Source organism: Pararhodospirillum photometricum DSM 122, from assembly GCF_000284415.1.
In the GTDB taxonomy this organism is placed as follows: Bacteria; Pseudomonadota; Alphaproteobacteria; order Rhodospirillales; family Rhodospirillaceae; genus Pararhodospirillum; species Pararhodospirillum photometricum.
In genome coordinates this window covers 317,990-343,916 of record NC_017059.1, presented here as the reverse complement: position 1 = coordinate 343,916, position 25,927 = coordinate 317,990, and the positions used below count along the sequence as shown (strand labels likewise).

Below are 25,927 nucleotides of genomic sequence, written 5' to 3'. Positions count from 1 at the left end.
GGCGTGGCCCTGGGGTGGTGTTTTGGGAGGGGGCATGGTAAAACATCGTCCACTCCGATCCTCCCTGGACCGCTGTGGGCGGGACTTTTGCAAAACGCCCAACCGCAGGCGGGGGAGGGAGCCTTTTCCCGAAGCCATAAGGACTGTGGACCATGTTTCGACGCGCCCTGGCGCCCGTATTCGCTCTCTTTTTGCTGGTGGGGGGCGCGGCACACGCCTCGGCGCTGGATTTGCCCCGCGAGCCCGGCGCCTTTGTGCAGGAATTGAGCCGTTTCGCCATTGAGGACATCCTGAAGGCGAACATCGATTCGCAAGAGCGGATCAAGCGGTTCGAGACCTTGCTGGATGAGGCGTTTGATATGCCGTTTATCGCCCGCTTCGTGGTGGGCGGCGCCTGGAAGGAAGCCAGCGAGGCCCAGCGGACCGAGTTTCAAAAACTGTTTCGCGACATGAACGTGATCAGTTGGGGGACCCGCTTTGACGAATACGGCGGCCAGCGCATCGCGGTGACCAACGTTCAAAGCCAGGATGCCCGCGGCGGCAAACTCCATGAGGTGACAACCAGCATTGGCAATGAAGGCGACAAGGCCATGCTGGTGATCTGGGTTCTGCGCGAGAATCCCGAGCAGGGCAACCGCCTGGGCGTGATCGACCTCAAGGTCGAAGGCGTCAGCATGGCCCAGACCTTCCGGGGTGAGTATCTGGCGGTGTTGAAGAATACCGGCTCGATGGATGGGCTCAACAAGGTTCTTAAGGACAAGATCGCCGCCTTGCGCGGGTCCAAGACCTGAGCCGCCTAGCCCCGAGCCTCCTTGGGGGCTCGGCACAGGGGGAGGCCGACCCTCAATCAGAGGCCTCCTGCCTGTAAGAGGGGCAGGGGTGATGGCGTGGGGCCTGGAGTTGGGGGGGCAGGGCCTGCGCCGAGAGCGCTGTGCGGTCAATCGGAGCCAGTCACAGTGCTCTTCGTCTCTGCCTGGGAGAAGAGGCCTCTGATTTTGTGCGGGTCCTCAGGAACGGAGTTCCGCCCGGCGCCGGCCTCGTGTAAACTTTCTCTTCAGGGCCAAACGGACGTTGGGCTGTATCGGAGAACGCGGACGAAGACACGCCGAGCCGGAAATGAAGCGGGGGATCGGCTCAGTGGATCCGTGCCGAGACGGCGCCATTGGGGGAGCAGGGAATGGCACGGCCAACGGTACGGCCGACGGGTGTCGAGCGCACCTTCGGCGATGACGAAATCATTGTCTCCAAAACCGACACCAAGGGCATCATTACCTATGCCAACGGGGTGTTTCAGCGAATCTCGGGCTATCGGGAATGGGAGTTGGTGGGACAGCCCCATAACTTGATTCGCCACCCTGAGATGCCGGCCTGCGTGTTCAAACTTCTGTGGGACGTGATCGGCGCGGGCCATGAGATTTTTGCCTACGTCGTCAATCAGGCCCGCAACGGGGACCACTATTGGGTTTTTGCCCATGTGACACCCACCTTCGATGCGTCGGGCCGCATTATTGGGTACCATTCCAGCCGGCGTTCTCCCAAGCGCGAGGCGCTTCCAGCGGTCCGTGAGCTTTATGCGGTGCTCCTGGCCGAAGAAAAACGCCATGCCTCACCGCGTGACGGAATGGCTGCCGCCCTTCGTCTCGTTGAGGATCTCCTCAAGAGCAAAGGTACAGATTACCATCACTTTGTGCACGTGCTCTAAACGCAAGGCTGCCGCCCGTCCCCGGAACGGGGCAGGCGTGCCCGCGAAGAGCGCTTATTTTACCGTGCGGCGCAAGGCAAAGCCCGCCGGGCAGGTGGCCCGGCCATCGGCGGTCCACTCTGGGGGCTGGGTGCGTTCGTTGGTAAAGAAGCCCCCCGTCGTCGAGGTGCAGGTGCACGGCGTGGTGGCGCAGGCCAGCGATAGATCGGTGATCGGCTTGACCGCGGAGTCGCGGGCACAGCCCCCCGCCACCAGCAAACTCAGCCCCAGACACCCTCCCATCAGGAGGCGTGAGCGCAAGGGGGCAGGCGGAAACAGCATGGGGGACCTCTCTTGCGGACGTGAAACCGAACGAGAGGGAAGGGTAGTCAGGCCAAGCACACGGCGCAAGGGTGGCGCACGCATCGGGGATTGGAGGGGGCTGGGGAAGCCCCGCCTCCCCAGCCTTCTTTTTCGCCCCCCTCAGGCGCCGAACGTGGCCCGCTCGATCAGTGCCGCGCCCTCGTCGCGCAGGAAGCGAACCAAGGCTTCGGCCACCGGCAGCAGGCGCTTCCCCCGGCGGGTGACCACGTACCAATGGCGTTCGATGGGCAGGCCCTCGACCGTCAGTTCGCGCAGCCGGCCTACCGACAACTCCAGGCCCATGGTGTGGCGCGACAGAAGGCTGACCCCCATGCCGGCCATCACCGCCTGCTTGATCGTCTCGTTGCTCGACATTTCATAGCTGCGCCGGGGCGTCAGGCCGGCGTCGCTGAGGAGCTTTTCTAGAAGCATGCGGGTCCCGGAGCCGGGTTCGCGCAGCAAAAACGTCTCTTGGGCCAGATCCCCCAGACAAAGCCGACGTTCCAAAAGGGGGTGGTTCGGGGGCGCTACCATCACCATGGGATTGGTGGCGAAGGCCAGGGCTTCCACGGGAGGCTCGACCGGCGGGCGGCCCATCAGAAAAACATCCAGGCTGTTTTCGGCCATCAGGTCGAGGATCTGCTCTCGATTGGCGACCGTAAGGGCGAGATCAACCCCGGGATGGCTGGCGGTGAAGGCCGAGAGCACGGCCGGCGCAAAATATTTTGCCATGCTCACCACCCCAATGCGCAAGAGGCCAGCACGCGCCCCTTTGAGGGCGTCCATGGCCTCCTCGGCATCGCGCACCGCCCCCAAAATGGTGCGCACATGGTCCAGCAGCACCTCGCCGGCCGGGGTGAGCCCCAGGGTGCGTCCCACCTGCTCGAACAATTTGAGCTCGCTTAGGCCTTCCAGTTGTTTGATTTGCAGCGAGACCGCCGGCTGGGTCAGGCCCATGGAGCGGGCGGCGTCGGAGAAGCTTAAGGAGCGGGCCACGGCCTCGAAAATCTGCATTTGGCGCAAGGTGGCGTGGCGCATGGGGTCTACTCCCACTGGGGGACGCGGGGCTCCCACCCCCGGGCCCCGCTCCAGCCCCCTTTTTCTTTTGGGGATCAGGAAGGGAAAGCAGGGGGAGGCAACAGGTCTGGTCGGGGGGAGGGCGGAAGAGTGTTGGGTGAGGAGGGGTCTATCATAAAATGTGCTTATGGATCATGCAATCATAACTTTGTTGCGTTTATAAGCCCACACGGCGACCATGGCTTCCCTGCCCCGGCGCCGCTCTCAAGGCCCCACAAAGGAGACCGAAGGCATGTCTCGTCCCGTGCGCATCGCGCCCAGCTTGTTGTCGGCGGATTTCGCCTTTCTGGCCCAGGAGGCCCGTTCGGTGACCGATGGCGGCGCGGATCTGCTGCACTTTGATGTCATGGACAACCACTATGTGCCCAACCTGACCGTGGGTCCCCTGGTGTGCGCGGCCCTCAAGCCGCATGCGATGGTGCCGATCGACGTTCACCTCATGGTGCGGCCGGTGGATGCCCTGATCGAGTCCTTTGCTCAGGCCGGGGCGTCGCTCATCACGTTTCATCCCGAAGCCAGCGACCATGTCCATCGCTCGATCCAGTTAATCAAGGCCAAGGGCTGCAAGGCCGGCTTAGTCTTGAACCCGGCCACCCCTCTGTCAGTGCTCGACCATGTGCTGGGGGATCTGGATCTGGTGCTGATCATGTCGGTCAACCCCGGCTTTGGTGGTCAGGCCTTTATTCCCTCGGCCTTGCCCAAGATCCGGGCTTTGCGTGCCTTGATTGACTCCAGTGGGTTGCCCATTGAGATCGAGGTTGATGGCGGCGTCAAACCCGACAACGCCTTCGAGTTGGGCGCGGCCGGGGCCGACATTTTGGTGGCGGGCTCGGCGGTGTTTGGCGCAGCTGATCGGGCCGGCGCCATCCGGGCGATCCGGGAGCGAGCCGAAGAGGGTGCCAGACAGCGCGGCGCCTGATGTCCAGGCGTCGTCTCCCTGCCCCGGGCCGCGTTCCTCTCCCCCCGGTCCGGGGCTTTTTTTCCTCCTGATCCAAGGGATCCAAGAATGCTCGCCATTGATCGCACGACGTTGGCTCAATTCCTGGTCGAGGAAGGGCTTTCCGGCGAGGCGCCGGCCCTGGTGGGATTGATCCTCGACGTGGCCCAGGCCTGCAAAACCATTGCCAAGCTCATCGCCATGGGCCAACTGGCCGGGATCCACGGCTATAACGGCGACATCAATGTTCAGGGCGAGACCCAGGCCCGTCTTGATCTCTTGTCCAACGAAGCCTTCCTGCGCGCCACCGAGCGCACCGGCCACGCCAGCGCCTTGGCCAGCGAGGAGATGGAAGAGATCCATCGCCTGACCAACGGGCGGGCCCGAGGCCCCTTCTTGCTGGTGTTCGACCCCCTGGATGGATCCTCCAACATCGACACCAACGGCACCGTGGGCAGCATCTTTTCCATTGTGCCCTACAGCGGCCAGGGCCGCGAGCCCGAGACCCTGGACTTCTTGTGTTCGGGGCGCGATCAGGTGGTGGCCGGGTATGCCCTCTATGGACCGGCGACCATGTTTGTTCTCACCGTGGGCAAGGGGGTGCACGGGTTCACCCTAGATCCCTTGTTGGGCGACTTCGTGTTGACCCATCCCCATTTGCGGGTCGCCCCGGTGACCGCCGAGTTCGCGATCAACGCCTCTAATCGCCGCTTCTGGGAGCCGCCCATCCACGCCTATGTCAACGAGTTGCTGGCCGGCGCCACCGGGCCGCGCGGCAAGGACTATAACATGCGCTGGATCGCCGCCCTGGTCGCCGATTGTCACCGCATCTTGCTGCGCGGTGGCATCTATCTGTACCCGCGCGACACCAAAACCCCGGTGCGCCCGGGCCGGTTGCGCTTGCTGTACGAGGGGGCGCCCATTGCCATGATCATGGACCAAGCGGGTGGGCGTTGTATCACCGGCACCGAGAACGTTCTTGACCTGACTGCGACCGAGTTGCATCAGCGCGTGCCCCTGATCTTTGGCTCGCGTGAAGAGGTGGATCGGGTCGAGGCTTTGCACCAGGAGCACACGCTGAAGGCTATTGAAACGCCGTTATTCCAGCGTCGTGGGTTATTTCGCGACTAATAAAGGGAAGGCTGGGGAGGCTGGCCTCCCCAGACCCCTCATGCCGTGAGGGGCGGCAGCCCGCGTTGCCAAGCCAAGTCCCTAAAGAGAAAGTGGAGGGGAAACGAGTATGTCGGCCAAGCATCCCATTATCGCCATCACCGGGTCTTCCGGCGCGGGCACGACGTCGGTCACGCGCACCTTTGACCAGATTTTCCGGCGCGAAGGCATTCAGGCCGCCATTGTCGAGGGCGACAGTTTTCACCGCTACGAGCGCAAGGCCATGAAGGTGGCCATGAAGGAAGCGCTCGACGACGGCAACCCGCACTTCAGCCACTTCGGCCCCGACGCCAACCTGTTCACCGACCTGGAAGCTCTGTTCAAGACCTACGGCGAGAGCGGCAAGGGCCGGCGGCGCGTGTACCTCCACAACGAGGACGAGGCGGCGCCCTATGGCCAGGAGCCCGGCACCTTCACCCCCTGGGAGGATTTGCCGGAAAGTGACGTCCTCTATTACGAAGGGCTGCACGGGGCGATCGTGACCGACGAGGTCGATGTCGCCCAGCATGCCGACCTCAAGATTGGTGTCGTGCCGGTGATTAATTTGGAGTGGATCCAGAAACTCCACCGTGACAAGGGGGCCCGGGGCTATTCCACCGAGGCGGTGACCGATACCATCTTGCGCCGGATGCATGATTACGTGCATTACATCTGTCCGCAATACACGCGCACGGATGTCAATTTCCAGCGGGTGCCCACCGTTGACACGTCCAACCCGTTCATTGCCCGCCATGTGCCGTCGCCGGATGAGAGCTTCGTGGTGATCCGCTTTCGCGACCCCAAGGGAATTGACTTCCCCTACCTGCTGACGATGTTGCACGACAGCTTCATGTCGCGCCCCAACACCATCGTGGTGCCCGGCGGCAAGATGGAACTGGCCATGCAGTTGATCTTCACCCCGTTCATCTGGCGCCTGATGGATCGGCGTACCCGCTGAGAGGGTGACGCCTCCCTTTTTTCCTCCGCTGCTCCCCCGCCGGTTCCCCCTTCAAGGAGAAGAGTCCATGACCGTCGTTCCCTCCGTTGGCCAGGCGGCCACCGCCCTTCGCATGGTGGCCGCCGACGCGGTCCAGAAGGCGAAGTCGGGCCATCCCGGCATGCCCATGGGCATGGCCGAGATCGCCGTCGCCCTGTGGCGGGCGGACGGCGGCTTCGTGCGCCACAACCCCGCCAACCCGGCCTGGGCCAACCGCGACCGCGTGGTGGTGTCCAACGGGCACGGTTCCATGCTGCTTTATGCTGTGCTGCATCTGGCCGGCTATGACCTCAGCGCCGAGGATCTGGGCCAGTTCCGCCAACTGCACAGCCGCACCCCGGGGCACCCCGAGGTGGACGTGACCCCGGGTGTCGAGACCACCACCGGTCCGCTCGGCCAAGGAGTGGCCAATGCGGTGGGCATGGCCCTGGCCGAGCGCCTGCTGGCCGAAACCTTCAACCGCCCCGGCCATGCGGTGATCGACCACCACACCTATGTGTTGCTGGGCGATGGCTGTCTCATGGAAGGCATCAGCCACGAGGTTTGTTCGCTGGCCGGCACCTTGGGTCTGGGCAAGCTGATTTGCCTTTACGACGACAACGGCATCTCCATTGATGGGCACGTTGAGGGCTGGTTCAGCGACGACACCCCAGGCCGCTTCCGCGCCTACGGCTGGCAGGTGATCGAGGCGGTGGACGGTCACGATGTCGAGGCCCTGGGCCGTGCTCTGGCCGACGCCCGGGCCGAGACCCAGCGCCCGACCCTGATTTGCTGCAAGACCGTCATCGGCCAGGGCAGCCCCAATAAGGCCGGGACCCACGACGTGCACGGCGCCCCGCTGGGCGATGCCGAGATCGCTGCCATGCGCGTGGCCCTGGACTGGCCGCACGCCCCCTTCAGCGTGCCCGACGCCGCCCGCGCCGTCTTCGACGCCCGCACCTCCGGCGCCGCCGCCGAAAGCGCGTGGCAAGAGGCGTTCGCCGCCTACCGCAGCGCCTATCCCGAGTTGGCGGCCGAACTGGAGCGCCGCTTGTCCGGCGCGCTGCCAGCCGACTTCGACGCCTTGGCCCAGGCGACGCTCGACGCTCTGGATCAAGCCGGCGACATCGCCAGCCGCAAGGCCAGCCAGATGGTCATCGGCCGTCTGGCCCCGGTGGTGCCCGAAATGCTGGGCGGCTCGGCCGACCTCACCGGTTCCAACCTGACCGATTGGCCCCAGGTGGCGCGCATCAACGATGGCCCGGCCGGGCGCTATTTGTCGGCTGGCGTGCGTGAGTTCGGTCTGGCCGCCATTTTCAATGGCATGACCTTGCATGGCGGCTTCATTCCCTTCGCCGGGACCTTCCTGGTGTTCTCGGATTATGAGCGCAACGCCATCCGTATGGCCGCGCTGATGAAGCGGCGGGTCATCCATGTGTTGACCCACGACTCCATCGGTTTGGGCGAGGATGGCCCGACTCATCAGCCGGTCGAGCACGCCGCGGCCTTGCGCCTGATCCCCAACCTTGATGTCTGGCGTCCGTGCGACGGCTTTGAAACGGCGACGGCCTGGATCTGCGCCCTCAAGAAGGCCGACGGTCCCTCGGCCTTGCTGCTCTCGCGTCAGAACCTGCCGGCCCAGACCCGCACGCCGGCCCAGAAGGCGGCCGTGGCTCGGGGCGGCTACGTTCTCACTGATCGCGAGGGCGCCCAGGCCGTGATTTTGGCCTCGGGCTCCGAGGTCGGGCTGGCGCTTGCTGCCCAGGCCCTGCTGGATGCCGAGGGGATTAAGGTTCGGGTGGTCTCGGTGCCTAACCTGGGATTGTTCTTGGCTCAGCCGGCTGCCGAGCGTGATGCGGTGTTGCCGCGCGGGCTGCCGCGTCTGGCCGTCGAGGCCGGGCACACCGACCCGTGGTGGAAGGTGGTCGGCCTGGAAGGCGATGTGGTCGGTATGACGACGTTTGGCGAGTCGGCGCCGGCGCCGGTGCTGTTCAAGCACTTTGGCTTTACGGCGGAGGCTGTGGCCCAGCGGCTGCGGGCGTTGTTGGTTTAAGGGAACGGGAAGGCTGGGGAGGCTGGCCTCCCCAGACCCCTCGATTCCTTGGGGAGTGGAAAGTGCCGTTGCTGCGCCTGACCGGGACGTTTTGCAAGGCGAGGCGGCGTCGCATGTTTTAAGCTGGCGCTTCCGTTGTTGGGAGCGTTTGACCGATGAAAAACCCGTCGCATTCGCTGGGGGCCGTGGACTGGGCGCCCTGGATGGTGCTGGTGGCGACCGTTGCCTTGTCGTTCAAGGGCATTGCCGCCAAGTTTGCCTATGGGGCGGGCATGGGCGTGGGCATGCTGCTTGTCCTGCGCTTTGTCCTGTCGGTGCCGTTGTTCTGGCTGGGGGAGCGGCTGGTCAATCATGGGCGGCCCCAGCCGCCGTTGGGGTGGCGCGAGATTGGGGCCTGTGCCGGGGCTGGCTTGTTGTTTCTTGCGGCCACGGTGTGCGATTTTTCCGCCCTGACCTTCATTGATGCCGGCATTTCCCGGGTCATCTTGTTCACCTACCCCGCGTTTATTCTGGTGTTCCAGGCGGTGGAGCGGCGCACGTGGCCGCGACGCTCCCGTTTGCTGGCGTTTGCCATCACCTACATCGGCCTGCTGCTGGTGGTGGTGCCAGGACAAGGGGCCGGCGTGCGCTGGGAGGGGGTGGTCCTGGCTCTGGGCTCGGCCGTGACTTATGCCCTGTTTCTCAACCGCACCCAGGCCTTGACCCAGCGCATTGGCTCGGCGCGCTTCACCGCGTTGGCCAACACGGCGGTGATGGTGTGCATCGTGCCCGTGGCGCCTTTCCTCGGTGGCGGCTGGACTCTCGATCCGGTGGCGTGGGGGTGGGCCGTCGTGATCGCCGTGCTTTGTACGGTGATCCCCTTTTTCTTTTTGTTCGAGGGCATCCGCCGGTGGGGGGCCGAACGGGCGGGCCTGTTGAGTCTGTTGGGGCCAGCCATCACCTTGGCGCTCGCCTGGCTGCTGCTGGACGAAACCTTGTCGCTGGCGCAGCAGGCCGGCTTTGCCGTGGTCATGGCCGGCATTTTCATTTTGCAGCGTGGCGAGCGGCGGCAGAAAAAAAGCTAAAAAAAGGGCGGTGTCCCTTCAGACACCGCCAAGGTGCGCTCTTGAGGAAAAGAGGATACCGATACCCTGGGCTCCCCTGGTTGGGATACAACCGGTGCGGGGCTCCAGGCAAAAACGACCCTACACCCTGAGCAGGGAAGCCCCTGTGACGGCAATCACATCGCGGACAAAAAATTTAAAATTGCGCGCATAACGTCGTTCCGCTTTATCCGGCCATGTCCGAGACCATGACCTCAAGACGGCCCAGGTCCAGCACCAGCAAGGCGTCGCGTTCGCGTCGCACAATGCCACGCCGAGCCAGATCGCTCAGGACCCGGGCCACCGTTTCGCGGGTGGTGCTGACGCGGCTCGCCACCTCGCCATGGACGGGAATCGGCTGAATGACGGGCCGGCCTTCGGGATCGGTGCGTGCTTCCAGGGCGCGGCGCAGGATTTCGGCTTGGACCCGGTTATTGGCGCCCAGCGTCGAGAGATCCACAATGCGCTCGGTCGAGGCTCGGACCATGGCCGCCAAGCGCCACAGCAGTTGCATCGCCACGCTTCCTTGCTCGCGGATGATCTTCAAAAACAGCTCAGGCGACATGGTCGCTACCAGACATTCCGACACCGCCATGACGCTCGCCGAGCGCGGTGCGCCATCCAGGGCGGCCAGTTCCCCAAAAAAGCCGCCTTCGGTGATGTCGTCGAGGGACACCTCGCGTCCCGACGCCGAGTAGATGACCACCCGGGCCTGCCCGCGCACCACGAAAAAGACGTCGCGGGTTTCGCTTTGCCGGTCAATGATCTGTTCCCCGGCGGCATACCGCCGCCAGCGGCACAGGCGCGCCAGTTCCTGACGCTGCGAGGGATCGAGTTCTTCGAGAAGCGCAATACCGTCGAGCGAGTCGGTCACCATGGCCGCCGCCGTGCCTCTTTTGCAAAGTGTCGTCCAACGGGCGCGGTTGCCCGGACGTCCGCGTGATTCTTGAGCAAACCTTGGCCGACAATGACTAAGGATGCAAGGGACAGGGCAAACAAGAAGAGAAGCAGGGGGCGCAGGCGGCGGCCTCCCCAGACCCTTCCTTCCTGAGGTCCGGGAGCGTCGCGAGGGGTTCGCGTCGGGCGCGGTCGGGGGTACACTGGGCCCGGCCTTCCCTGGAGGGATTCCTGCAATGACCGACTTTGCCGTCGATACGTCCCTGACCCTCTCCCTGTCCCCCGGGGCTCTCTTGTTTACGGAAGGAGAAGAGGGAGACTGCGCCTACTATGTGCAACGGGGCCTCGTCGAGGTCTCGCGCCGCCTGGGCAGCGCCGAGGTCGTCATCACCACCGAAGGCGAGGGCGGGATCGTTGGCGAAATGGCTCTGATCGATAACATGCCTCGGAGCGCGACCGCCCGTGCCGTCGAGGAAACCCTGCTGATCCGTATTCCCAAGAGCGAGTTCGCGCGCTATCTCAATAGCACGGACCCCTTGATCCGCAGCTTGCTGGAGCGGTTTGTCGTGATCATCCGCACCATCACCACGGAAAACGTCCGCCTGATTCTTGGCATCCGCTGACATGCGTCCAGCCCACGGAGATCCCGATGTTCTCGAGAGGTCGTCTTCCTGCCGCGTTTGCCCTGGCCCTGATCGTGGGACTCTCGGCGCCGGCCCGGGCAGAGAGTGACCCCGGCGTGGTGCTGCCCAGCCCCGCCGTGGTTACCGTCCACGCCATGCCCCTGGGCTCGGTGAGCTTGGACCGTCCGGTCATGGTGCGGGTGTTCGATGATGCGCCGGCCAACCAGCGTCTCAAGGTCTGGGTTGAAAAGGCGCTGAAGGCCCGGGGGGTGCGTCTTGGCGGCGCCGACGCTCCCTTGGTCCTTGATATCGATACCAGCGCGGCGAACGCCCCGGGGCGTCCTCCGGCCGATACGGCCCCGGTGCTGCTGCGCGGCCAAGCCGGCACCGGACGCGGCGGCGAGGATGCCGTCGCGGTCGGCCTGCGGGTCTTTTCCAATACCCAAGCCAGCGTCTTGGGCGGCGTGCGCGAGGCCCCGGTCCCCGCCGTGGCCGGCCCCGACATTCGCGTGGATTTGGGCTTGTCCGATCGGGTCAATGGGAGGCGGCTGTGGCTGGGCTGGGCGACGGCCAAGGTTGAGAATTTGGCCGATGGGGATCGCCTGCTGCTCGTGGCGGCGCCGCTGGCGGCGGAACTCGGCTCGGCCACCCGGGGCAAGAGCGTGACCATTCCGGCCGGCACCCTGGCCGCGCCTTAAAACGCCAGGGACTTTCTGAGGAGAGGAGGGGGCTGGGGAGGCAAGCCTCCCCAGACTTCATCGTTGTCAAATGCGCTGGCCGGGGGTTAGACCGGAGCGGTGCGGGGGTCACGCTCGTTGAGGGCGCGGGCCGCCTTGCGCACCGAGGACTGAAGCTTTTCAAAAGCCCGGTTTTCAATCTGGCGGACCCGCTCGCGGCTCACCCCATATTCTCCGCCCAGTTCCTCCAGGGTCACCGGCTCGGCTCGCAGGCGTCGCGCGGTGATGATGTGGCGTTCGCGGTCGGTGAGGGTGGCGAGGGCGTCGCGCAACAAGGCGCGGCCGACCTGCTGCTCTTCCCGCGCCGCCAAGCGCTCTTCTTGGTTTTCGCTGTCATCGACGAGCAGATCAATGCGATCGAGGGTCTGATCCTCGCCCACCGGGACGTTGAGCGACGAATCCGGGCCGGCCAAGCGCCGGTTCATCATCACCACATCCTTTTCGCTGACCTTGAGGGTCTCGGCGATTTTGGTGACGGCTTCCGGGGGCAGATCGCCTTCTTCGTAGACGCCGAGCTTGGCCTTCAATCGACGGAGGTTGAAGAAGAGTTTTTTCTGGGCCGCCACGGTGCCGACCTTCACCAGCGACCAACTGTTGAGGATGTATTCGTTGATGCTGGCCTTGATCCACCACATGGCATAGGTGGCCAAGCGGAAGCCGCGATCGGGTTCGAATTTCTTGACGGCCTTGATCAGGCCGATGTTGCCCTCGGCCACGAGGTCCGAGACCGGCAGTCCGTAGTGGCGATAGCCCATGGCGATTTTCGCGACGAGGCGCAGGTGGCTGGTGACGAGGCGGTGTGCCGCGTCGCGGTCTCCGTCATCCTGCAAGCGCTTGGCCAGCGCGTATTCTTCCTCGGCCTCCAGCATGGGGTAGCGCTTGATTTCGGTGAGGTAGCGCGACAGACCCCCTTCGTCGGCCAGGGCAGGCAGTACATGGCGGTTCTGGGTCATGATGGCAGCCACTCCTTTCGCGTCGGGCCATCCCGTGAGCTCGGCCCCCGGGGGACCGCAGGCTCCGGACAGGTTGCACCCACGGGTCCATTGAGACGGCAAAAGGTGTCGAAAGTGCGACGGGGCAAAGGCGGCGCCAAGAAGAGAGGGCACAGTGTCCAGGCCTTTGAACCCCTTGTGTTGATCTCGTTGTGAGTGCGGCCACCAAGTTGACCCGCGTCTTACGAGAAAAACGCCTTTCGGTTCACCAATTTGGTCGAACCCCGAGCTTGGTCCCGGTTTCATCGGCAACCAAACCCTAACCGATTTTGCCAAGGAGGAGAGCTTCCGTCAACGTCTTTAGTCAGGTTTGCCGGGGCCATCGGGGGAACGGGGCTCCGGGGCGGCGAAGGCAAGAAAGAAGACTGGGGAAGGGCGATCCGGGAGGCGGTGTGTTGCGCTTCCCGCGCCTGGGGCTAAGGGGGGCTGGTGCCTTCATCTTGCCCCTAAGGCGCCTTGGGGATGCCATGGAGGTGTGGTTTCCTTTTTAAAGTGTTCCCCTTCTTGAGTGCCGGTTCCCTCAGTAAAACGTCTCAAGGGGCTTTCTTCGAACCGTCATCTCCTGTATGACTCGGCTCTGTTCACGGGGGCGTGCCCCCGGTCCGATGGGCAGGGTTTGTCTATGGCAGGCGCCCGCGCCCGGTCGCGACCCGTAGCACAGGCGTAGTGGAGAGGAGTAGACGATGAACAAAGGTATTCTGGCCGCTGGCGTCGTGATCGCCATGGCCCTGGCCAATGGCACGGCCTTCGCTGCTGGCGACGCCGCCGCCGGCGAGAAAATCGCTAAAGCCAAGTGCACGGCTTGCCACGACCTGAACAAGGGGGGCCCGATTAAGGTCGGCCCGCCGCTGTTTGGCGTGTTCGGCCGCACCACCGGCACGTTCGCCGGGTATTCCTATTCCCCGGGCTATGTGACCATGGGGCAGAAGGGTCATGCCTGGGATGATGCCGCTCTGAAGTCCTACCTGCTGGATCCGAAGGGCTACGTTCAGGCGAAGTCCGGCGATCCCAAGGCCAACTCCAAGATGATCTTCCGTCTGGAGAAGGACGAAGACGCTGCCAATGTCATCGCCTATCTTCATACCCTGAAGTAAAAAGCGCCGTCGAACAGACCGGCCCTGAAGCCGCCGCCCGGGTGATCCTGGCGGCGGTTTTGTTTTGGCTGGCGTTTGAGGGATCGGGGCTCCTGCCCTGCCCAGGAAGAGAGGGGTCTGGGGAGGCTGCGCCTCCCCAGCCGTGTTTTTTTCTCTCCCCTGTTTTCTAACCCTTGCGCTGGGCCCGCTTATACTCGTAATCCGCCTTGGTTTCCTCGAACCACAGGCGCGCCATGGCAGCCAAGGTGGTGGGCACGCGCAGGTGGCGCGAGGCCGGGAAGGTCTTGTGCGGCAAACGGGCCACCGCGTCGAAGCGCTCCTCGGTCTGGCCGACGACACCGGCCATCATGACACCCGCCTGACCGGCCAGCGCCAAGCCCTGCCCTGAAAAGCCCTGGGCAAACAACACGTTGCGCTCCAGGCGGCCAAAGTGGGGCAGGCGGTTGCGTGTCACCGACACCGGCCCGCCCCAGGCATGGGTCACGCGCAGGTCCTTGGGCAGGCCGGGGAAGATCTCGTCGAGCTTGGCGCGCAGAGGGTAGCCCATATTGAAGGGGTCAATGGTTGCTGCGGTCACGATCCCACCCAACAGCAAGCGGTGATCCGGGGTGCGCCGGAAGTGATGGGGCGCCACGGCGGTATCGCGCACGGCCTCGTTGCCGGGGATCAGGCTTTGGGCCTTGTCGGCCTCAAGGGGCTCGGTGGCGATCATGAAGGTGTTCACGGGCAAGGTGGTGTGGCCCGGGGCCTGCTGGCGCTCCCACAAGAAGGCATCGCCGGCCAGGATCAGCCAGCGCACGGACAAGGCGGCCCGGGGGGTGCGCACGATGACCAGATCGTCTTTCTTGCGGCTGTGGCCGAGATAAGGGGTGTTCTCGTGGAAGACGACCCCAGCCTGCTCGGCGGCCTGGGCTAGGCCCAAGGTGTACTTCAAGGGGTGCAGGTGTCCGCCACGCGGATCGCGCACCCCGGCGGCGAAGGCCCGCGACTTCAGGGCGTTCTCCAGTCCCGAGCGGTCCAGGTACTCCAACGAGACACCCGCCTCGTCCCACTGCCGGCCGAGGGCCTGCAAGGCGGCCACGTGGCGCGGTTTGGCGGCGACGCGCAAGGTGCCGGTCAGGCTGAGATCGCAGGCAATGCCGTTGGCCGAGATCAGGGCTTGGGTGGTGGCCAGGGCCTCGGTTCCCAGAGCCATCATCAGGCCCTTGGTGGCCGGATCCAGGCCCTCGACCCCGGTCATGGGGGTCCCGGCATAGCCGGCGATCAGGTGCCCTCCGTTGCGGCCCGAGGCGCCAAAACCGATGGTGCGGGCTTCCAGGACCCGAACCGACAAGCCGCGCTGGGCGAGGGTCAGGGCGGCGGCAAGGCCGGTGATGCCGGCGCCCACGACGCAGACGTCGGCACTCGCGTCCCCATTCAGGGGAGCGTGAAGTTCGGGAAGATCGGCGGTGTCCGTGTACCAGCAATGGGGGGTTCGAGTCATGGGAAGCCTTTTTCCATGGCGACACTGGGAACAGGGACTTTTATTTACCACAGGGCGGTGAGGCCGTCATGTCCCTTGGCCGGACAGGGGCATCGGCTGACGGGGAGGGGGAACAAGGAAGGGGCTGCCTCGGCTGCAACGCGATTATCTGTTGCCAAGGGGCGCGCTTTGACTATCAGTTGCCTCAAGCCGTGGTTGGCCCCCCGCCCCTCGGATCCGGTCGGGCCACCGCCTTTCCGGAGGAGGGGTGCTCAAGGCGGTAAGATCATTCTCGTGTCATGAAGGAGAAGGTCCTGATGGCGTCCAAACTCCTGCGCGCCCTCGCCGGCGCCTCCCTGGTCGCCCTGGTCGCGGGCCAGGCGGCGGCGGCAGAGGAAAAAGTCCTCAACGTCTACAACTGGTCGGACTATATCGCCGAGGACACGCTGGAAAAGTTCCAGCAAGAAACCGGCATCAAAGTCAATTACGACGTTTACGATAGCAACGAGATCCTGGAATCCAAGCTGATGGCCGGGTCGTCGGGCTATGACGTGGTGATGCCGACCGGCGACTTCATGGAGCGCTTCGTCAAGGGCAAGATTGTCCGCCCCCTCGACAAGAGCAAGATCCCCAACTACGGCAATCTTGATCCCGCCATCATGGAACGCGTGGCCCACAACGACCCGGGCAACGCCCATGCGGTCGTGTATATGTGGGGCACCAACGGTCTGGGGATCAACGAAGCCAAGCTGCGCGAGGTCCTGGGACCGGACGTACCGCTCGATTCCCTCGATCTGCTCTTCAAGCCCGAGTACGCTTCCAAGATCGCCAAGTGCGGCATCTACGTCCTCGACTCTGCCTCCGAGGTGTTTGCGGTCGCGCGCAACTATCTGGGCCTGCCCCCGGACAGCAAAGACCCGGCCGATATCGAAAAGGCCACCGAGTTGTGGCTCAAGGTTCGGCCCTACATTCAGAAGTTCCATTCCTCCGAGATGATCAACGCCCTGGCCAACGGCGACATCTGTATGGCGTTTGGCTACTCGGGCGACCTGATGCAGGCCAAAAATCGCGCCGAGGAAGCCAAGAATGGGGTTCACATCAAGTACGTGATTCCCAAGGAAGGCACCTTGATGTGGTTTGACAGCATGGTCATTCCCGCTGATGCCMCGCACCCCGAGAACGCTCACGCCTTCATCAACTTTATCTTGAAGCCAGAAATTACCGCCGCCATCAGCAATTTCGTGATGTACCCGAACGGCAGCAAGGCGTCGCTCCCGCTCATCGACGAGGCCGTGCGCAACAACCCCGAGATCTATCCGCCCCAGGCCGTCATGGACAAGCTGTTCGTCCAGACCGCCGTGGATCCCAAGCTGGAGCGCATCCGCACTCGCGCTTGGAACAAGATCAAGACCGGGATCTAAAACGGCCCGGCCTCTGGGCAGAGGCTCCAGGACGGACGGTTCAGAAAAAGGCCGGGGGGGCTTGCCTCCCCGGACCCCTCGGAAAATTTGATGCAATAAGCAGCCGGCAGGACGGGGACGCGCCTCGCCGGCCTTCATGCCAGCAGGAGAACCGGCCCGATGCCGGAGAACACGAAACCACCGGGCGCCAAAGCGGTCAAATCCCCGCCCGATCTCCCCGGCTGCACCAAGAAACTGGGGCCGCCCATCGTTGAAATTGAGAACGTCGTCAAGAAATTCGGCGATTTCACCGCCGTGGACGGGGTGTCGCTTGATGTCTTCGAGGGCGAATTTTTGTGTCTGCTTGGGGGCTCTGGGTGCGGCAAGACGACCTTGTTGCGCATGATGGCCGGATTCGAGCAACCCACCAGCGGCCGCTTGCTCATCGACGGCAAGGACATGACCGGGGTACCGCCCTACGACCGCCCGGTCAACATGATGTTCCAGTCCTATGCCCTGTTCCCCCACATGACGGTGGAGCAAAACATCGCCTTTGGCCTGCGCCAAGATGGCATGGCGCGCAAGCAGCGCGAGGACCGGGTCAAGGAGATGCTGGCCCTGGTCGAACTGGAGCGCTTTGCCAAGCGCAAGCCCAACCAGCTTTCCGGCGGGCAGCGTCAGCGCGTGGCCCTGGCGCGGGCCTTGGCCCGACACCCGCGCGTCTTGCTGTTGGACGAACCCTTGTCGGCGCTTGACAAAAAGCTGCGCGAACGCACCCAGCTCGACTTGGTCAACATCCAAGAGCGCACCGGCATCACCTTTGTGGTGGTGACCCACGACCAGGAAGAGGCCATGACCATGGCCGATCGGGTGGCGATCATGAACCAGGGCTCGATCGTCCAGATCGACGCGCCCCAGGCCATGTACGAGTATCCCAACACCTTGTTCGTGGCCGAGTTTTTCGGCGACGTGAATATCTTCGAAGGCATTTTGGTTGATGACGAGCCCGACCACGTGGCGATTGCCTGCCCCGACCTGCCCGTGCCCATCTTTGTCGGCCACGGCATCAGCGGTCGCGAAGGCTCCACCGTGTGGGCGGCCCTCCGCCCCGAAAAGGTAACGCTCTCGACCGAAAAGCCCACTGGCCCCTCCAACTGGGCCGAGGGGGTCGTGCGCGACATCGTGTATCTTGGCTCCACCTCGACTTACATCGTGCAACTCGAAAGCGGCAAGCGGGTGCGCAGCACGGTCGCCAACCACGCTCGCGATGTGGAATGGACCATCGCCTGGGAGGATCGGGTGTTCGTGTCCTGGACCGAGCGCAGCCCGGTGGTGGTGACGTCGTGAACGCCCGGGCCCTCGACCTGCTGCGCCGGGCCCGCTGGATTGTGGACGAGCGCTTGCATCAAGGCGGGCGCCGCCTGATCCTGGCCGTGCCCTTTGGGTGGCTGCTGCTGTTCTTCTTGCTGCCCTTTGCCCTGGTGCTCAAAATCTCGTTTGCCGAGTATCGTTTGGGCATTCCGCCGTTTACCGACCTGATCACCTACACCGATCAGGCCTATGTCACGATCACGCTGGCCATCTCCAACTATATGAGTCTGCTGGAGGATCGCCAGTACCTGATCGCCTTTCTCAACTCCATCCGTATCGCCAGTATCTCGACTCTGATCACCTTGTTGATTGCCTATCCCATGGCCTACGCCATCGCCCGGGCTCCCAAGGGGCCACGGACGTTTTTGCTGTTCTTGGTGATCTTGCCGTTTTGGACCTCTTTTCTGATCCGGGTCTATGCCTGGGTGGGGTTGCTCAAGGGCAACGGCCTCGTCAACCAAGCCTTGATGGCCCTGGGCCTCATCGACCAACCCTTGCTGATTGCCGGCAGCGACTGGGGGGTGTTCATTGGCATCGTCTACTCCTACCTGCCGTTCATGATCTTGCCCTTGTACTCCACCTTGGAGAAGCTCGATCCCAGCTTGCTCGAAGCGGCCTACGATTTGGGGTGCCGGCCGTGGCAGGCCTTTGTCAAGGTCACCTTGCCGTTGTCCGCGCCGGGCATCATTGCTGGGTGTATGCTGGTGTTTATTCCGGCCGTGGGCGAGTTCGTCATTCCCGAGCTGCTCGGCGGCGCCGATACTTTCATGATTGGCCGGGTGTTGTGGAACGAGTTCTTCTTGAACCGGGACTGGCCTGTGGCGTCGGCCGTGGCCGTTGTCATGCTGATCATGCTGGTTGCTCCCATCATGATCTTCCAATATCTGCAAGCGCGCGAGGCGGCGGCTGACGCGGAGGAAAAGTCATGAGCTGGCGGCGCAATGGCTTTCTCTTCTCGGTGCTGGCGTTCGGTTTTGCCTTTCTCTATGTGCCGATTCTGCTTTTGATCATCTACTCGTTCAACGGTGGGCGGCTGGTCACGGTGTGGGCTGGGTTTTCAACCAAATGGTACGGTGCCCTGCTGCAAAATGACCAGTTGCTGGGTGCGGCCTGGATCTCGCTGCGTATCGCCGTGACCACCGCCTCGGTCGCCACCGCGCTTGGCACCCTGGCCGCCCTGGTCATGGTGCGCTTTGGCCGGTTTCGCGGCCGCACCTTGTTTTCGGGCATGCTCTCGGCCCCCCTGGTCATGCCCGAGGTGATCACCGGCCTTGCGTCCTTGTTGCTGTTCGTGTCCATGGAGCACCTGTTGGGGTGGCCCGAGGGGCGGGGGGTGACCACCATCACCATCGCCCACATCACCTTCTCCACCGCCTACGTTGCGGTGGTGATGCAAGCCCGTCTTCAGGGCATGGATCGCTCCATCGAAGAGGCGGCCATGGATCTGGGGGCGCGGCCGCTGAAGGTGTTCTTCCTCATCACCATCCCGGTGATCGCCCCGGCCCTCATGGCGGGCTGGCTGCTGTCCTTCACCTTGTCCTTGGACGACTTGGTGATCGCCAGCTTCGTTTCCGGCCCGTCGTCCTCGACCTTGCCGATGGTGGTGTTCTCATCGGTGCGGCTTGGCGTCAGTCCCGAGATCAACGCCCTCGCCACCTTGGTGGTCCTCTTGGCCACCCTGGGCATCGCCGTTGCCGGCTGGCTGCAATGGCGCCAGGAGCGCCTGACCGCCCGGGCCGATCCCTAAAAAACGAGGGGTCTGGGGAGGCAAGCCTCCCCAGCCTTCCCCTTCCGGCTCAGGACCGCAACGAGCGGGCAAAGCCCTCCACGGTCTTTTCCACATCCACCGCCGCATCCTGAATCACCTTCAGGTCCCGCGTCAGGGTGCCGATGGCCTCGCCGTCGCGCTGCGCCCCATGGGAGACGCTGGTGATCATCTCGGCCAGGGCGCCCGTGCCTTGCGAGACATCGGCCAGGGCCCGGTTGATTTCGGCGGTGGCGGCGTTTTGCTCCTCGACCGCACCGGCCACCGAGGTGGCAATGTCGGTCAGGGTGCGGATGTGGTCGGCCACCCCCTCGATATCCTGGGCGGCGCGGGCCGTGCTGCTTTGGATCAAGGCGATCTGCCGGGCAATGCGGTCGGTGGCCTGGGCCGTCTGGGTGGCGAGGCTTTTGACTTCGTGGGCCACTACGGCAAAGCCTTTGCCGGCGTCGCCAGCCCGAGCGGCCTCGATGGTCGCGTTCAAGGCCAACAGATTGGTGCTGTTGGCAATGTCGGTGATCAGGGTGACCACGTCGCCGACCTGGGTGGCTGCGTCCACGAGGCCCTGAACCCGCTCGACCGCGCCTTGGGCCTGCTCGCCGCCGACCTGGGCCGCCTGTTGGGCCCGGTGCATCTGCACGCTGATTTCGCCGACCGAGGCGGCCAGTTGCTCCATGGCCGCCGCCACCGTCTCCACATTGGTGGCCACGGTTTCGGTGGTCCGGCGGGCTTCGTCGGAGCGCTCGGCCGAGTCTTGGGCGCCGGCGCGCACGTTCTCCGAGACGTTTTCAATGCGAGAGAGGCTCTGGCGCAAGGTGCGCACCGCCGAATCAATCTCTTTCTCAAAGCGTCCGGCAATCTCCAGGATTCCCCGTTGTCGGCGTTTTTCGGCCTCTTCGTGGTCGCGCTGGCTTTGCTGTTCCAGGTCTTGCCGGGCGACGACGGCCTCGCGGAACGTGGCCACCGCGCGGGCCATGGCGCCCACTTCGTCGGTTCGCCGGAGCTCGGCGCCAATGTTGATCGAGGTGTCCCCGTCGGCAAGGCGGCGCAAGGTGGCGGTAATCGTGATCAACGGGCGAACAACAGTGTTGGACACAAAAGCCAGCGTGCCCACCGTCAAGATCAGGGCGCCCAGGCCAATCAACAACAGCGTGGTGCGCATGGCCCGCGCTTCCGCCATCACGGCGGCTTCGGGCACACTCAACACCAAGGTCCAGCTTTCCTGCGCTCCCGAGAACTTGACCGGGACCGCAACGCGGATCACCGTCTCGTTCGTGGTGCTATCGTGGCCGGTCCAGGCCTGGGGGTGGCCATCGGCGCTTTGTCGGATCAGGGCCTGGAGGTCCGTATCCTTGACCGGGGTCCCAAGAAGGCTGACCTCAGGATGCGCTACCCAGGCACCGTCGCTCGCAACAAGGCCGGCCCAGCCCACGCCATAGGGCCGAACGGCCGCCAGTTCGTGTTGAAGGCCGGCGAGGCTCAGGTCAATGGTCGTCACCCCCGTGGGCTGTCCGCCCTTGCCTTTGATCGGGGCTGCGACGGTGGCCATCAAAATGGTTTGACCACTGGACAAGGTATAGGGAAACGGCGCCGTGACCACCAGCCGGCGCTCGCGCTGGGGCAGGGCAAACCACGCATCGGCCGTGCCGTCTGTCGGGACCACCACCGGCTCGTAGACGATCTCGCCGCTGGTCGAGCGGTAGAAGTAGGGGACAAACCGTCCCGTGGCGTCGGAAAAGTCCTTGCCTTGATGCAAGGCATCGGGATCGGCGAGGCCATCGGCTGCCATGACAACCGAGCCGCCAAAAAATGTCTCATCCGTGCTTGTGGCTTCGCGCACCACGCTTGCCATGCGGGCGCGCTCAAAGCTGCCGTCCTCGATCCAGTGGTTCATGGTGGCCGCCAGAACCTCAACCACAGCAATTGCCCGGTTGACCGTGCGGCCGGCCAAGCGAGTGTCGGCCAGGGCCTCTTGTTCCAGCCGGGCCAGGGCAAGGCTGCGGGCAAAATCGGCCTGAAACGCTAAGGAGGAAAAAACAAGTAAAGACAACCCAGTTAGAACAACCAGAACAGAAGAAACAATAATTTGCAGGCGAAGGGGCATGGCAACCTCCCGGAGCCGTCTTGGGCGTCTACACGGATGCCTGGGACAAGGTGGGAAGCGGGGACGGCTCGTGGTATATCGCTATGGTCGTGGTCCAAGCATTTTAGCGAAAAATGAATGTGGCAGGAAGACTACTCTTGGTCAAGGAATTTCTCTTAAAACGCGAAATCCAACAATATAGCTCCAAACGGGGAGCGGATTTCGGGCACGCGACGCCGACTGCGACACAGCCTTGATGTGATACCACGCCCCCCCGCGGATGGTGCCGTCACGGCAAGGACCCGGCCCCGCCGGCGTTTGATGGTCCGGGGTCCAGCAGTCGGCGACCCACTCCCAAACATTGCCGTGCATGTCAAAAAACCCCCAAGGGTTGGCCGGGTAACTGGCGACCGGGGCGCTGGCATGGTCCTTCCAGGGCTCGGTGACGCAGTGCAGGCAGTTGACCCATCCCGGGCTCAGGGTGTCGCCAAACCACCAGGGCGTCGTGGTTCCGGCCCGGGCCGCGTATTCCCATTCGGCTTCCAAGGGCAGGCGGTAAACGTGGCCGGTGAGGGCACTGAGCCAGCGGGCATAGGCTTGGGCATCGGCGTGGGTCACGTTGATCATGGGCCGCGATCCGCGCCCCCAGCCGTGGTCGTCCTGGCCGCCGGGGCAGGCGCCGGCGGCCACGCAGGCCTGCCACTGGTCGAAGGTCACTTCGGTGCGGCCCAGGGCAAAGGGGCGATCCAGGGTCACCGGGTGGGCCGGGCGGGTCTCCGGGCGCGGGCCGTCCTCGCCCATCACGAAGGTGCCGGCCGGAACGGAGATCATCTCCGGGCACACCGGACAATCGCGAAACACCGGGGCCGGGGCTTGCGCCTGGGCGGTGCCGGCGACCAGTCCAAGGACCAGCAACAAGAAGCGAAGAGCAGACATGGCAGCGGCCTGGGACGAACGAGGAGCATGGGGTCCAGTCTTATCACAGAAGGCCGGGGAGGCGGACCTCCCCAGCCCCCTTCGTCCCTGGGACATCAAGGAAAGAGGGGTCCGGGGAGGCCCGCCTCCCCGGCCTTCTCTTTTCCCGCCCGCAGCGGCCCTTGCGAGCAGGCAGAGGGGCCGGTAGTCTGCGGCCATGGCACCACCGCTTCTTTCCCTGCGCGATGTCGTTCTGGGCTTCGGCGGCCGTCCCCTGTTTCGGGGAGTGGACGTCGATGTGGAACCGCTCGCCCGCCTCTCGCTCGTTGGACGCAACGGCAGCGGCAAATCCACCCTGCTCAAGGTCATGGCCGGCGAGGTCATGGCCGATGGCGGACAGGTCTTCATCCAACCCGGCATCACCACGGCCTATCTGCCGCAAGAGCCTGATCTGGGCCCCTTCGCCAGCGTGCGCGACGCCGTGGCCCAGGGCCTGCCCGGGGGCGAGCGCACCGAAGTGCACCGCGCCGATATCGTGTTGGAGGCCTTGCAGCTCGATCCCGAGCGGTCGCTGGTGGGCTTGTCGGGCGGCGAAGTGCGCCGGGCGGCCCTGGCCCGCGCCCTGGTCGGCGAGCCCGAGGTCCTGCTGCTCGACGAGCCCACCAACCATCTCGACATCCCGGCCATCGCGTGGCTGGAAGAGCGGCTTGCCGCCTATCGGGGCGCCCTGGTGCTGATCTCCCACGACCGCGCCCTCCTCTCACGCCTGACCACCGCCACCTTGTGGCTGGACCGGGGCGTGGTACGCCGGCTCGACCAGGGGTTCAGCGCCTTCGAGGGCTGGCGCGACGACGTGCTGGAAACCGAGGCCCAGGCCGCCCACAAAATGGACCGCCTGATCGCCGAGGAAACCCGCTGGTCGCGTGAGGGCATCTCGGCGCGGCGCAAGCGCAACCAAGGGCGCCTAGCCCGCCTGTATACCTTGCGCGAGGAGAGGGCCGATCAGGTGGCCGTCACCGGTCAGGTCAAGCTCAAGGCGGCGACCGGGACCGTTTCTGGCCGGCTGGTCATTGAGGCCGAGGGGGTCAGCAAGCGCTTTGGCGAGCGGGTGGTGCTCAATGGCTTTACCACCCGCATCCTGCGCGGCGACCGGGTGGGGCTGGTCGGGCCCAACGGTGCGGGCAAGTCCACCTTGCTCAAGATCCTGACCGGCGCCCTGGCGCCCGATGCCGGCACGGTGCGGCTGGGGACCAATCTCTCCACCACCTACCTCGACCAAAACCGCTCCACCCTTGATCCCACCCGCACGCTCAAGGACACCTTGTGCGACATGGGCGGCGACATGGTCTCGGTGCTCGGCAAGCCCCGCCACGTTCACAGCTATTTGCGGGATTTCCTGTTCGAGGACCGGCAGGCCCAAAGCCCCGTTGGCGCCTTGTCGGGGGGCGAGCGCAATCGCTTGCTGCTGGCCAAAGCCCTGGCCCGAGAATCCAACCTGCTGATCCTCGACGAACCGACCAACGATCTTGATGTCGAGACCCTGGATTTGCTCCAGGACCTGCTGGCTGACTTCGAGGGGACGGTTTTGCTCGTCAGCCACGACCGTGACTTTCTCGACCGTGTGGTCGGCTCGACCATTTTGTTGGACGGGCCGACGACGACGACGACGACGACGACGACGCGCGCGNGNGTGTTGGGGGGGGGAACTTTCGGGATTGTGACCCTGGCCGGACTGGCGGTGATCCAGGGGCGGCGCGTGGTGGTTGCTTGGCACGAGCGGCGTGCCCTGGAGCGTCTGACCGAAGCCTACCGTCTGCAAGATCATCTGATCGCTGCCCGTACCGAGCAGCTTTCCGCCGTCAACGCCGCCCTTCTCGAGGAGGTGGCTAAGGTTCAGGCCGTACGGCGCGAGGTTGAAGAAAGCGAAGCGCGGGTCCGGGCTGTCCTGGAGAGCAGCCAAGACGGCATCATGATGGTCCAGGAAGGCAAGATCGTTCTGGCCAACGGGCGCTTGTGCAAAATTTCCGGCTACTCCCAGCACCAACTGGTGGAGCTGCCGCCCTTTGGCCTGATTGCGCCCGAGGACCGGGGCTGGATGGCGACGTTGCACGAACGCCGGTTGCGAGGCGAGGTTGTCCCCATCTCCTATCGCTGTCATTTGCTGCACCGCGACGGTGTGACGCGGCGCTCTGTTGATGTCAGTGTGGTGGTGCGGCCCTGGGGCGGCGAGGGACCGGTCCAGGTCGTGGTCAGCTTCCGCGATGTGACGGAAAAGCTGGTGGCCGAGCGCGATCTCCAGATCGCCGGCGCGGTGTTCGATCATACCGCCGAGGGTATTATTGTCACGGGGGTGGACAATCGCATCGTGCGAGTCAACCCTGCCTTCACCGCCATCACCGGCTATAGCGCCGAAGAGGTGATCGGCCGCGATCCCCTGTTTTTACGCTCGGGCCGGCACGACAAGGGCTTTTTCGACCAGATGTGGGCCACCCTTCGGGAGACGGGCCGCTGGGAGGGCGAGGTCTGGAACCGGCGCAAGAACGGCGATATCTTCGTCGAGTGGCTGCACATCGTCGCCTTGCCCCAAGACGAGGAGAACCACGGGGGCTACGTCGCCACCTTCACGGACATCACCCGGCGCAAGGCCGCCGAGGAAGTCATCTTGCATCAGGCCACCTACGACGCCCTGACCGACCTGCCCAATCGCCGATTGTTCGATGACCGCCTTGATGTCACCTTGGCCTCGGCCCAGCGTCACGGCCGGCAGTTCGCCTTGATCTATGTCGATCTCGATCACTTCAAGGCCGTCAACGATACCCTGGGGCACGCCGCGGGCGATACCTTGCTCTCCGAGGCCGCTCGGCGCATGGTCGGCTGCGTGCGCGGGACCGACACCGTGGCGCGTCTGGGGGGCGACGAGTTTGCCGTGATCCTGACCGATCTTGATCGCTTTGATCGGGTTGATGAGGTGGCCCGACGGGTCCGCTTGGCTGTGGATCAACCGTTTTTTCTGAGCGAGGGGGAGGCCCGGGTTTCGGCCAGCCTGGGCGTTGCCCTTTATCCCAAGGACGGCCTCTCGGCCGCCGACCTGCGCCGCGCCGCCGATCGCGCCTTGTATGCGGCCAAGGCGGCCGGCCGGAATACCGAGTGCTTTGCGTCCTGACCGGGCGGTGGGGCTTTCAGGGGAAAGAAAGAGAAAGCCTAGGGAGGCGGGGCCTTCTTGGACCCCTTGATTCCTGGGGCAGGGGTCGCGCCCCTTGTAGAAAAGTATAC

Annotated in this window: 22 protein-coding genes; 15 read left to right on the top strand and 7 right to left on the bottom strand. The window is 64.4% G+C overall.

Going from position 1 to position 25,927, the window contains the following annotated elements; translation table 11 throughout:
- Positions 1–152 precede the first annotated feature (152 nt).
- Both RSPPHO_RS01485 and RSPPHO_RS01480 read left to right on the top strand, forming a co-directional pair.
- Positions 153–791, top strand: coding sequence for an MlaC/ttg2D family ABC transporter substrate-binding protein (locus RSPPHO_RS01485; protein ID WP_014413519.1), 639 nt, complete (start codon positions 153–155; stop codon positions 789–791).
- 386 nt (positions 792–1,177) lie between these two features.
- Entirely contained in the window at positions 1,178–1,702 is a 525-nt protein-coding gene (locus tag RSPPHO_RS01480) for a PAS domain-containing protein (RefSeq protein WP_041793684.1), read from the top strand.
- Between the two features lie 54 nt (positions 1,703–1,756).
- On the opposite strand, the gene RSPPHO_RS01475 is transcribed toward RSPPHO_RS01480, so the two are convergent.
- Positions 1,757–2,023 (bottom strand): hypothetical protein, encoded by a 267-nt coding sequence (locus RSPPHO_RS01475; protein WP_051013549.1) that lies wholly within the window; start codon positions 2,021–2,023, stop codon positions 1,757–1,759.
- 141 nt (positions 2,024–2,164) lie between these two features.
- Entirely contained in the window at positions 2,165–3,082 is a 918-nt protein-coding gene (locus RSPPHO_RS01470) for a LysR family transcriptional regulator (RefSeq protein ID WP_041793683.1), read from the bottom strand.
- A 271-nt stretch (positions 3,083–3,353) separates the two neighbouring features.
- Here RSPPHO_RS01470 and rpe point away from each other — a divergent pair, with 271 nt between their 5' ends.
- The 5 genes from rpe to RSPPHO_RS01445 all read left to right on the top strand — a co-directional run bounded on the left by rpe (position 3,354) and on the right by RSPPHO_RS01445 (position 9,300).
- Complete coding sequence (gene rpe / locus RSPPHO_RS01465; protein ID WP_041793682.1) at positions 3,354–4,040, top strand: ribulose-phosphate 3-epimerase; 687 nt, start codon at positions 3,354–3,356, stop codon at positions 4,038–4,040.
- A gap of 87 nt (positions 4,041–4,127) precedes the next feature.
- On the top strand, positions 4,128–5,189 hold the full coding sequence (locus tag RSPPHO_RS01460; protein WP_014413514.1) for a class 1 fructose-bisphosphatase: 1,062 nt from the start codon (positions 4,128–4,130) through the stop codon (positions 5,187–5,189).
- 109 nt (positions 5,190–5,298) lie between these two features.
- A complete protein-coding gene (locus tag RSPPHO_RS01455; RefSeq protein ID WP_014413513.1) occupies positions 5,299–6,165 on the top strand; it encodes a phosphoribulokinase in 867 nt (288 codons plus the stop codon).
- A gap of 67 nt (positions 6,166–6,232) precedes the next feature.
- A complete protein-coding gene (gene tkt, locus RSPPHO_RS01450) occupies positions 6,233–8,236 on the top strand; it encodes a transketolase (protein ID WP_041793681.1) in 2,004 nt (667 codons plus the stop codon).
- A 155-nt stretch (positions 8,237–8,391) separates the two neighbouring features.
- Positions 8,392–9,300 carry a DMT family transporter gene (locus RSPPHO_RS01445; RefSeq protein WP_014413511.1) on the top strand — a complete coding sequence of 303 codons (909 nt, stop codon included), beginning with the start codon at positions 8,392–8,394 and terminating at the stop codon, positions 9,298–9,300.
- Between the two features lie 205 nt (positions 9,301–9,505).
- Here RSPPHO_RS01445 and RSPPHO_RS01440 read toward each other — a convergent pair whose 3' ends face one another.
- On the bottom strand, positions 9,506–10,195 hold the full coding sequence (locus RSPPHO_RS01440; RefSeq protein WP_014413510.1) for a Crp/Fnr family transcriptional regulator: 690 nt from the start codon (positions 10,193–10,195) through the stop codon (positions 9,506–9,508).
- 256 nt (positions 10,196–10,451) lie between these two features.
- On the opposite strand from RSPPHO_RS01440, the gene RSPPHO_RS01435 reads away from it, so the two are divergent.
- Positions 10,452–10,838 carry a cyclic nucleotide-binding domain-containing protein gene (locus RSPPHO_RS01435; protein WP_051013548.1) on the top strand — a complete coding sequence of 129 codons (387 nt, stop codon included), beginning with the start codon at positions 10,452–10,454 and terminating at the stop codon, positions 10,836–10,838.
- A 26-nt stretch (positions 10,839–10,864) separates the two neighbouring features.
- Complete coding sequence (locus RSPPHO_RS01430) at positions 10,865–11,536, top strand: hypothetical protein (protein ID WP_014413508.1); 672 nt, start codon at positions 10,865–10,867, stop codon at positions 11,534–11,536.
- Between the two features lie 86 nt (positions 11,537–11,622).
- On the opposite strand, the gene rpoH is transcribed toward RSPPHO_RS01430, so the two are convergent.
- Entirely contained in the window at positions 11,623–12,528 is a 906-nt protein-coding gene (rpoH, locus tag RSPPHO_RS01425; protein ID WP_041793679.1) for an RNA polymerase sigma factor RpoH, read from the bottom strand.
- 722 nt (positions 12,529–13,250) lie between these two features.
- On the opposite strand from rpoH, the gene RSPPHO_RS01420 reads away from it, so the two are divergent.
- The gene (locus tag RSPPHO_RS01420) at positions 13,251–13,661 is read left to right on the top strand and encodes a c-type cytochrome (RefSeq protein WP_014413506.1); all 411 of its coding nucleotides are present in this window, start codon (positions 13,251–13,253) and stop codon (positions 13,659–13,661) included.
- A gap of 166 nt (positions 13,662–13,827) precedes the next feature.
- On the opposite strand, the gene RSPPHO_RS01415 is transcribed toward RSPPHO_RS01420, so the two are convergent.
- The gene (locus RSPPHO_RS01415) at positions 13,828–15,144 is read right to left on the bottom strand and encodes an NAD(P)/FAD-dependent oxidoreductase (protein ID WP_069187536.1); all 1,317 of its coding nucleotides are present in this window, start codon (positions 15,142–15,144) and stop codon (positions 13,828–13,830) included.
- Between the two features lie 296 nt (positions 15,145–15,440).
- Between RSPPHO_RS01415 and RSPPHO_RS01410 the strand changes: the two genes are divergently transcribed.
- The 4 genes from RSPPHO_RS01410 to RSPPHO_RS01395 all read left to right on the top strand — a co-directional run bounded on the left by RSPPHO_RS01410 (position 15,441) and on the right by RSPPHO_RS01395 (position 19,641).
- Complete coding sequence (locus tag RSPPHO_RS01410; protein WP_041796285.1) at positions 15,441–16,544, top strand: polyamine ABC transporter substrate-binding protein; 1,104 nt, start codon at positions 15,441–15,443, stop codon at positions 16,542–16,544.
- Between the two features lie 159 nt (positions 16,545–16,703).
- Positions 16,704–17,870 carry an ABC transporter ATP-binding protein gene (locus RSPPHO_RS01405; RefSeq protein ID WP_014413503.1) on the top strand — a complete coding sequence of 389 codons (1,167 nt, stop codon included), beginning with the start codon at positions 16,704–16,706 and terminating at the stop codon, positions 17,868–17,870.
- The gene (locus tag RSPPHO_RS01400; protein ID WP_242390547.1) at positions 17,867–18,823 is read left to right on the top strand and encodes an ABC transporter permease subunit; all 957 of its coding nucleotides are present in this window, start codon (positions 17,867–17,869) and stop codon (positions 18,821–18,823) included. Before RSPPHO_RS01405 ends, RSPPHO_RS01400 begins: the two co-directional genes overlap by 4 nt.
- Complete coding sequence (locus tag RSPPHO_RS01395; RefSeq protein ID WP_014413501.1) at positions 18,820–19,641, top strand: ABC transporter permease subunit; 822 nt, start codon at positions 18,820–18,822, stop codon at positions 19,639–19,641. The genes RSPPHO_RS01400 and RSPPHO_RS01395 overlap by 4 nt, the downstream gene beginning before the upstream one ends.
- Before the next feature lie 49 nt (positions 19,642–19,690).
- Here the strand turns inward: RSPPHO_RS01395 and RSPPHO_RS01390 are convergent, their stop codons facing one another.
- Both RSPPHO_RS01390 and RSPPHO_RS01385 read right to left on the bottom strand, forming a co-directional pair.
- Positions 19,691–21,760, bottom strand: a complete 2,070-nt coding sequence (locus RSPPHO_RS01390) for a methyl-accepting chemotaxis protein (protein ID WP_014413500.1) — start codon at positions 21,758–21,760, stop codon at positions 19,691–19,693.
- A 141-nt stretch (positions 21,761–21,901) separates the two neighbouring features.
- A complete protein-coding gene (locus RSPPHO_RS01385) occupies positions 21,902–22,675 on the bottom strand; it encodes a formylglycine-generating enzyme family protein (RefSeq protein WP_157879039.1) in 774 nt (257 codons plus the stop codon).
- Positions 22,676–22,871: 196 nt separating this feature from the next.
- Here RSPPHO_RS01385 and RSPPHO_RS18575 point away from each other — a divergent pair, with 196 nt between their 5' ends.
- On the top strand, positions 22,872–25,817 hold the full coding sequence (locus RSPPHO_RS18575; protein WP_081581615.1) for an ATP-binding cassette domain-containing protein: 2,946 nt from the start codon (positions 22,872–22,874) through the stop codon (positions 25,815–25,817).
- The last annotated feature ends 110 nt before the right edge of the window (positions 25,818–25,927 follow it).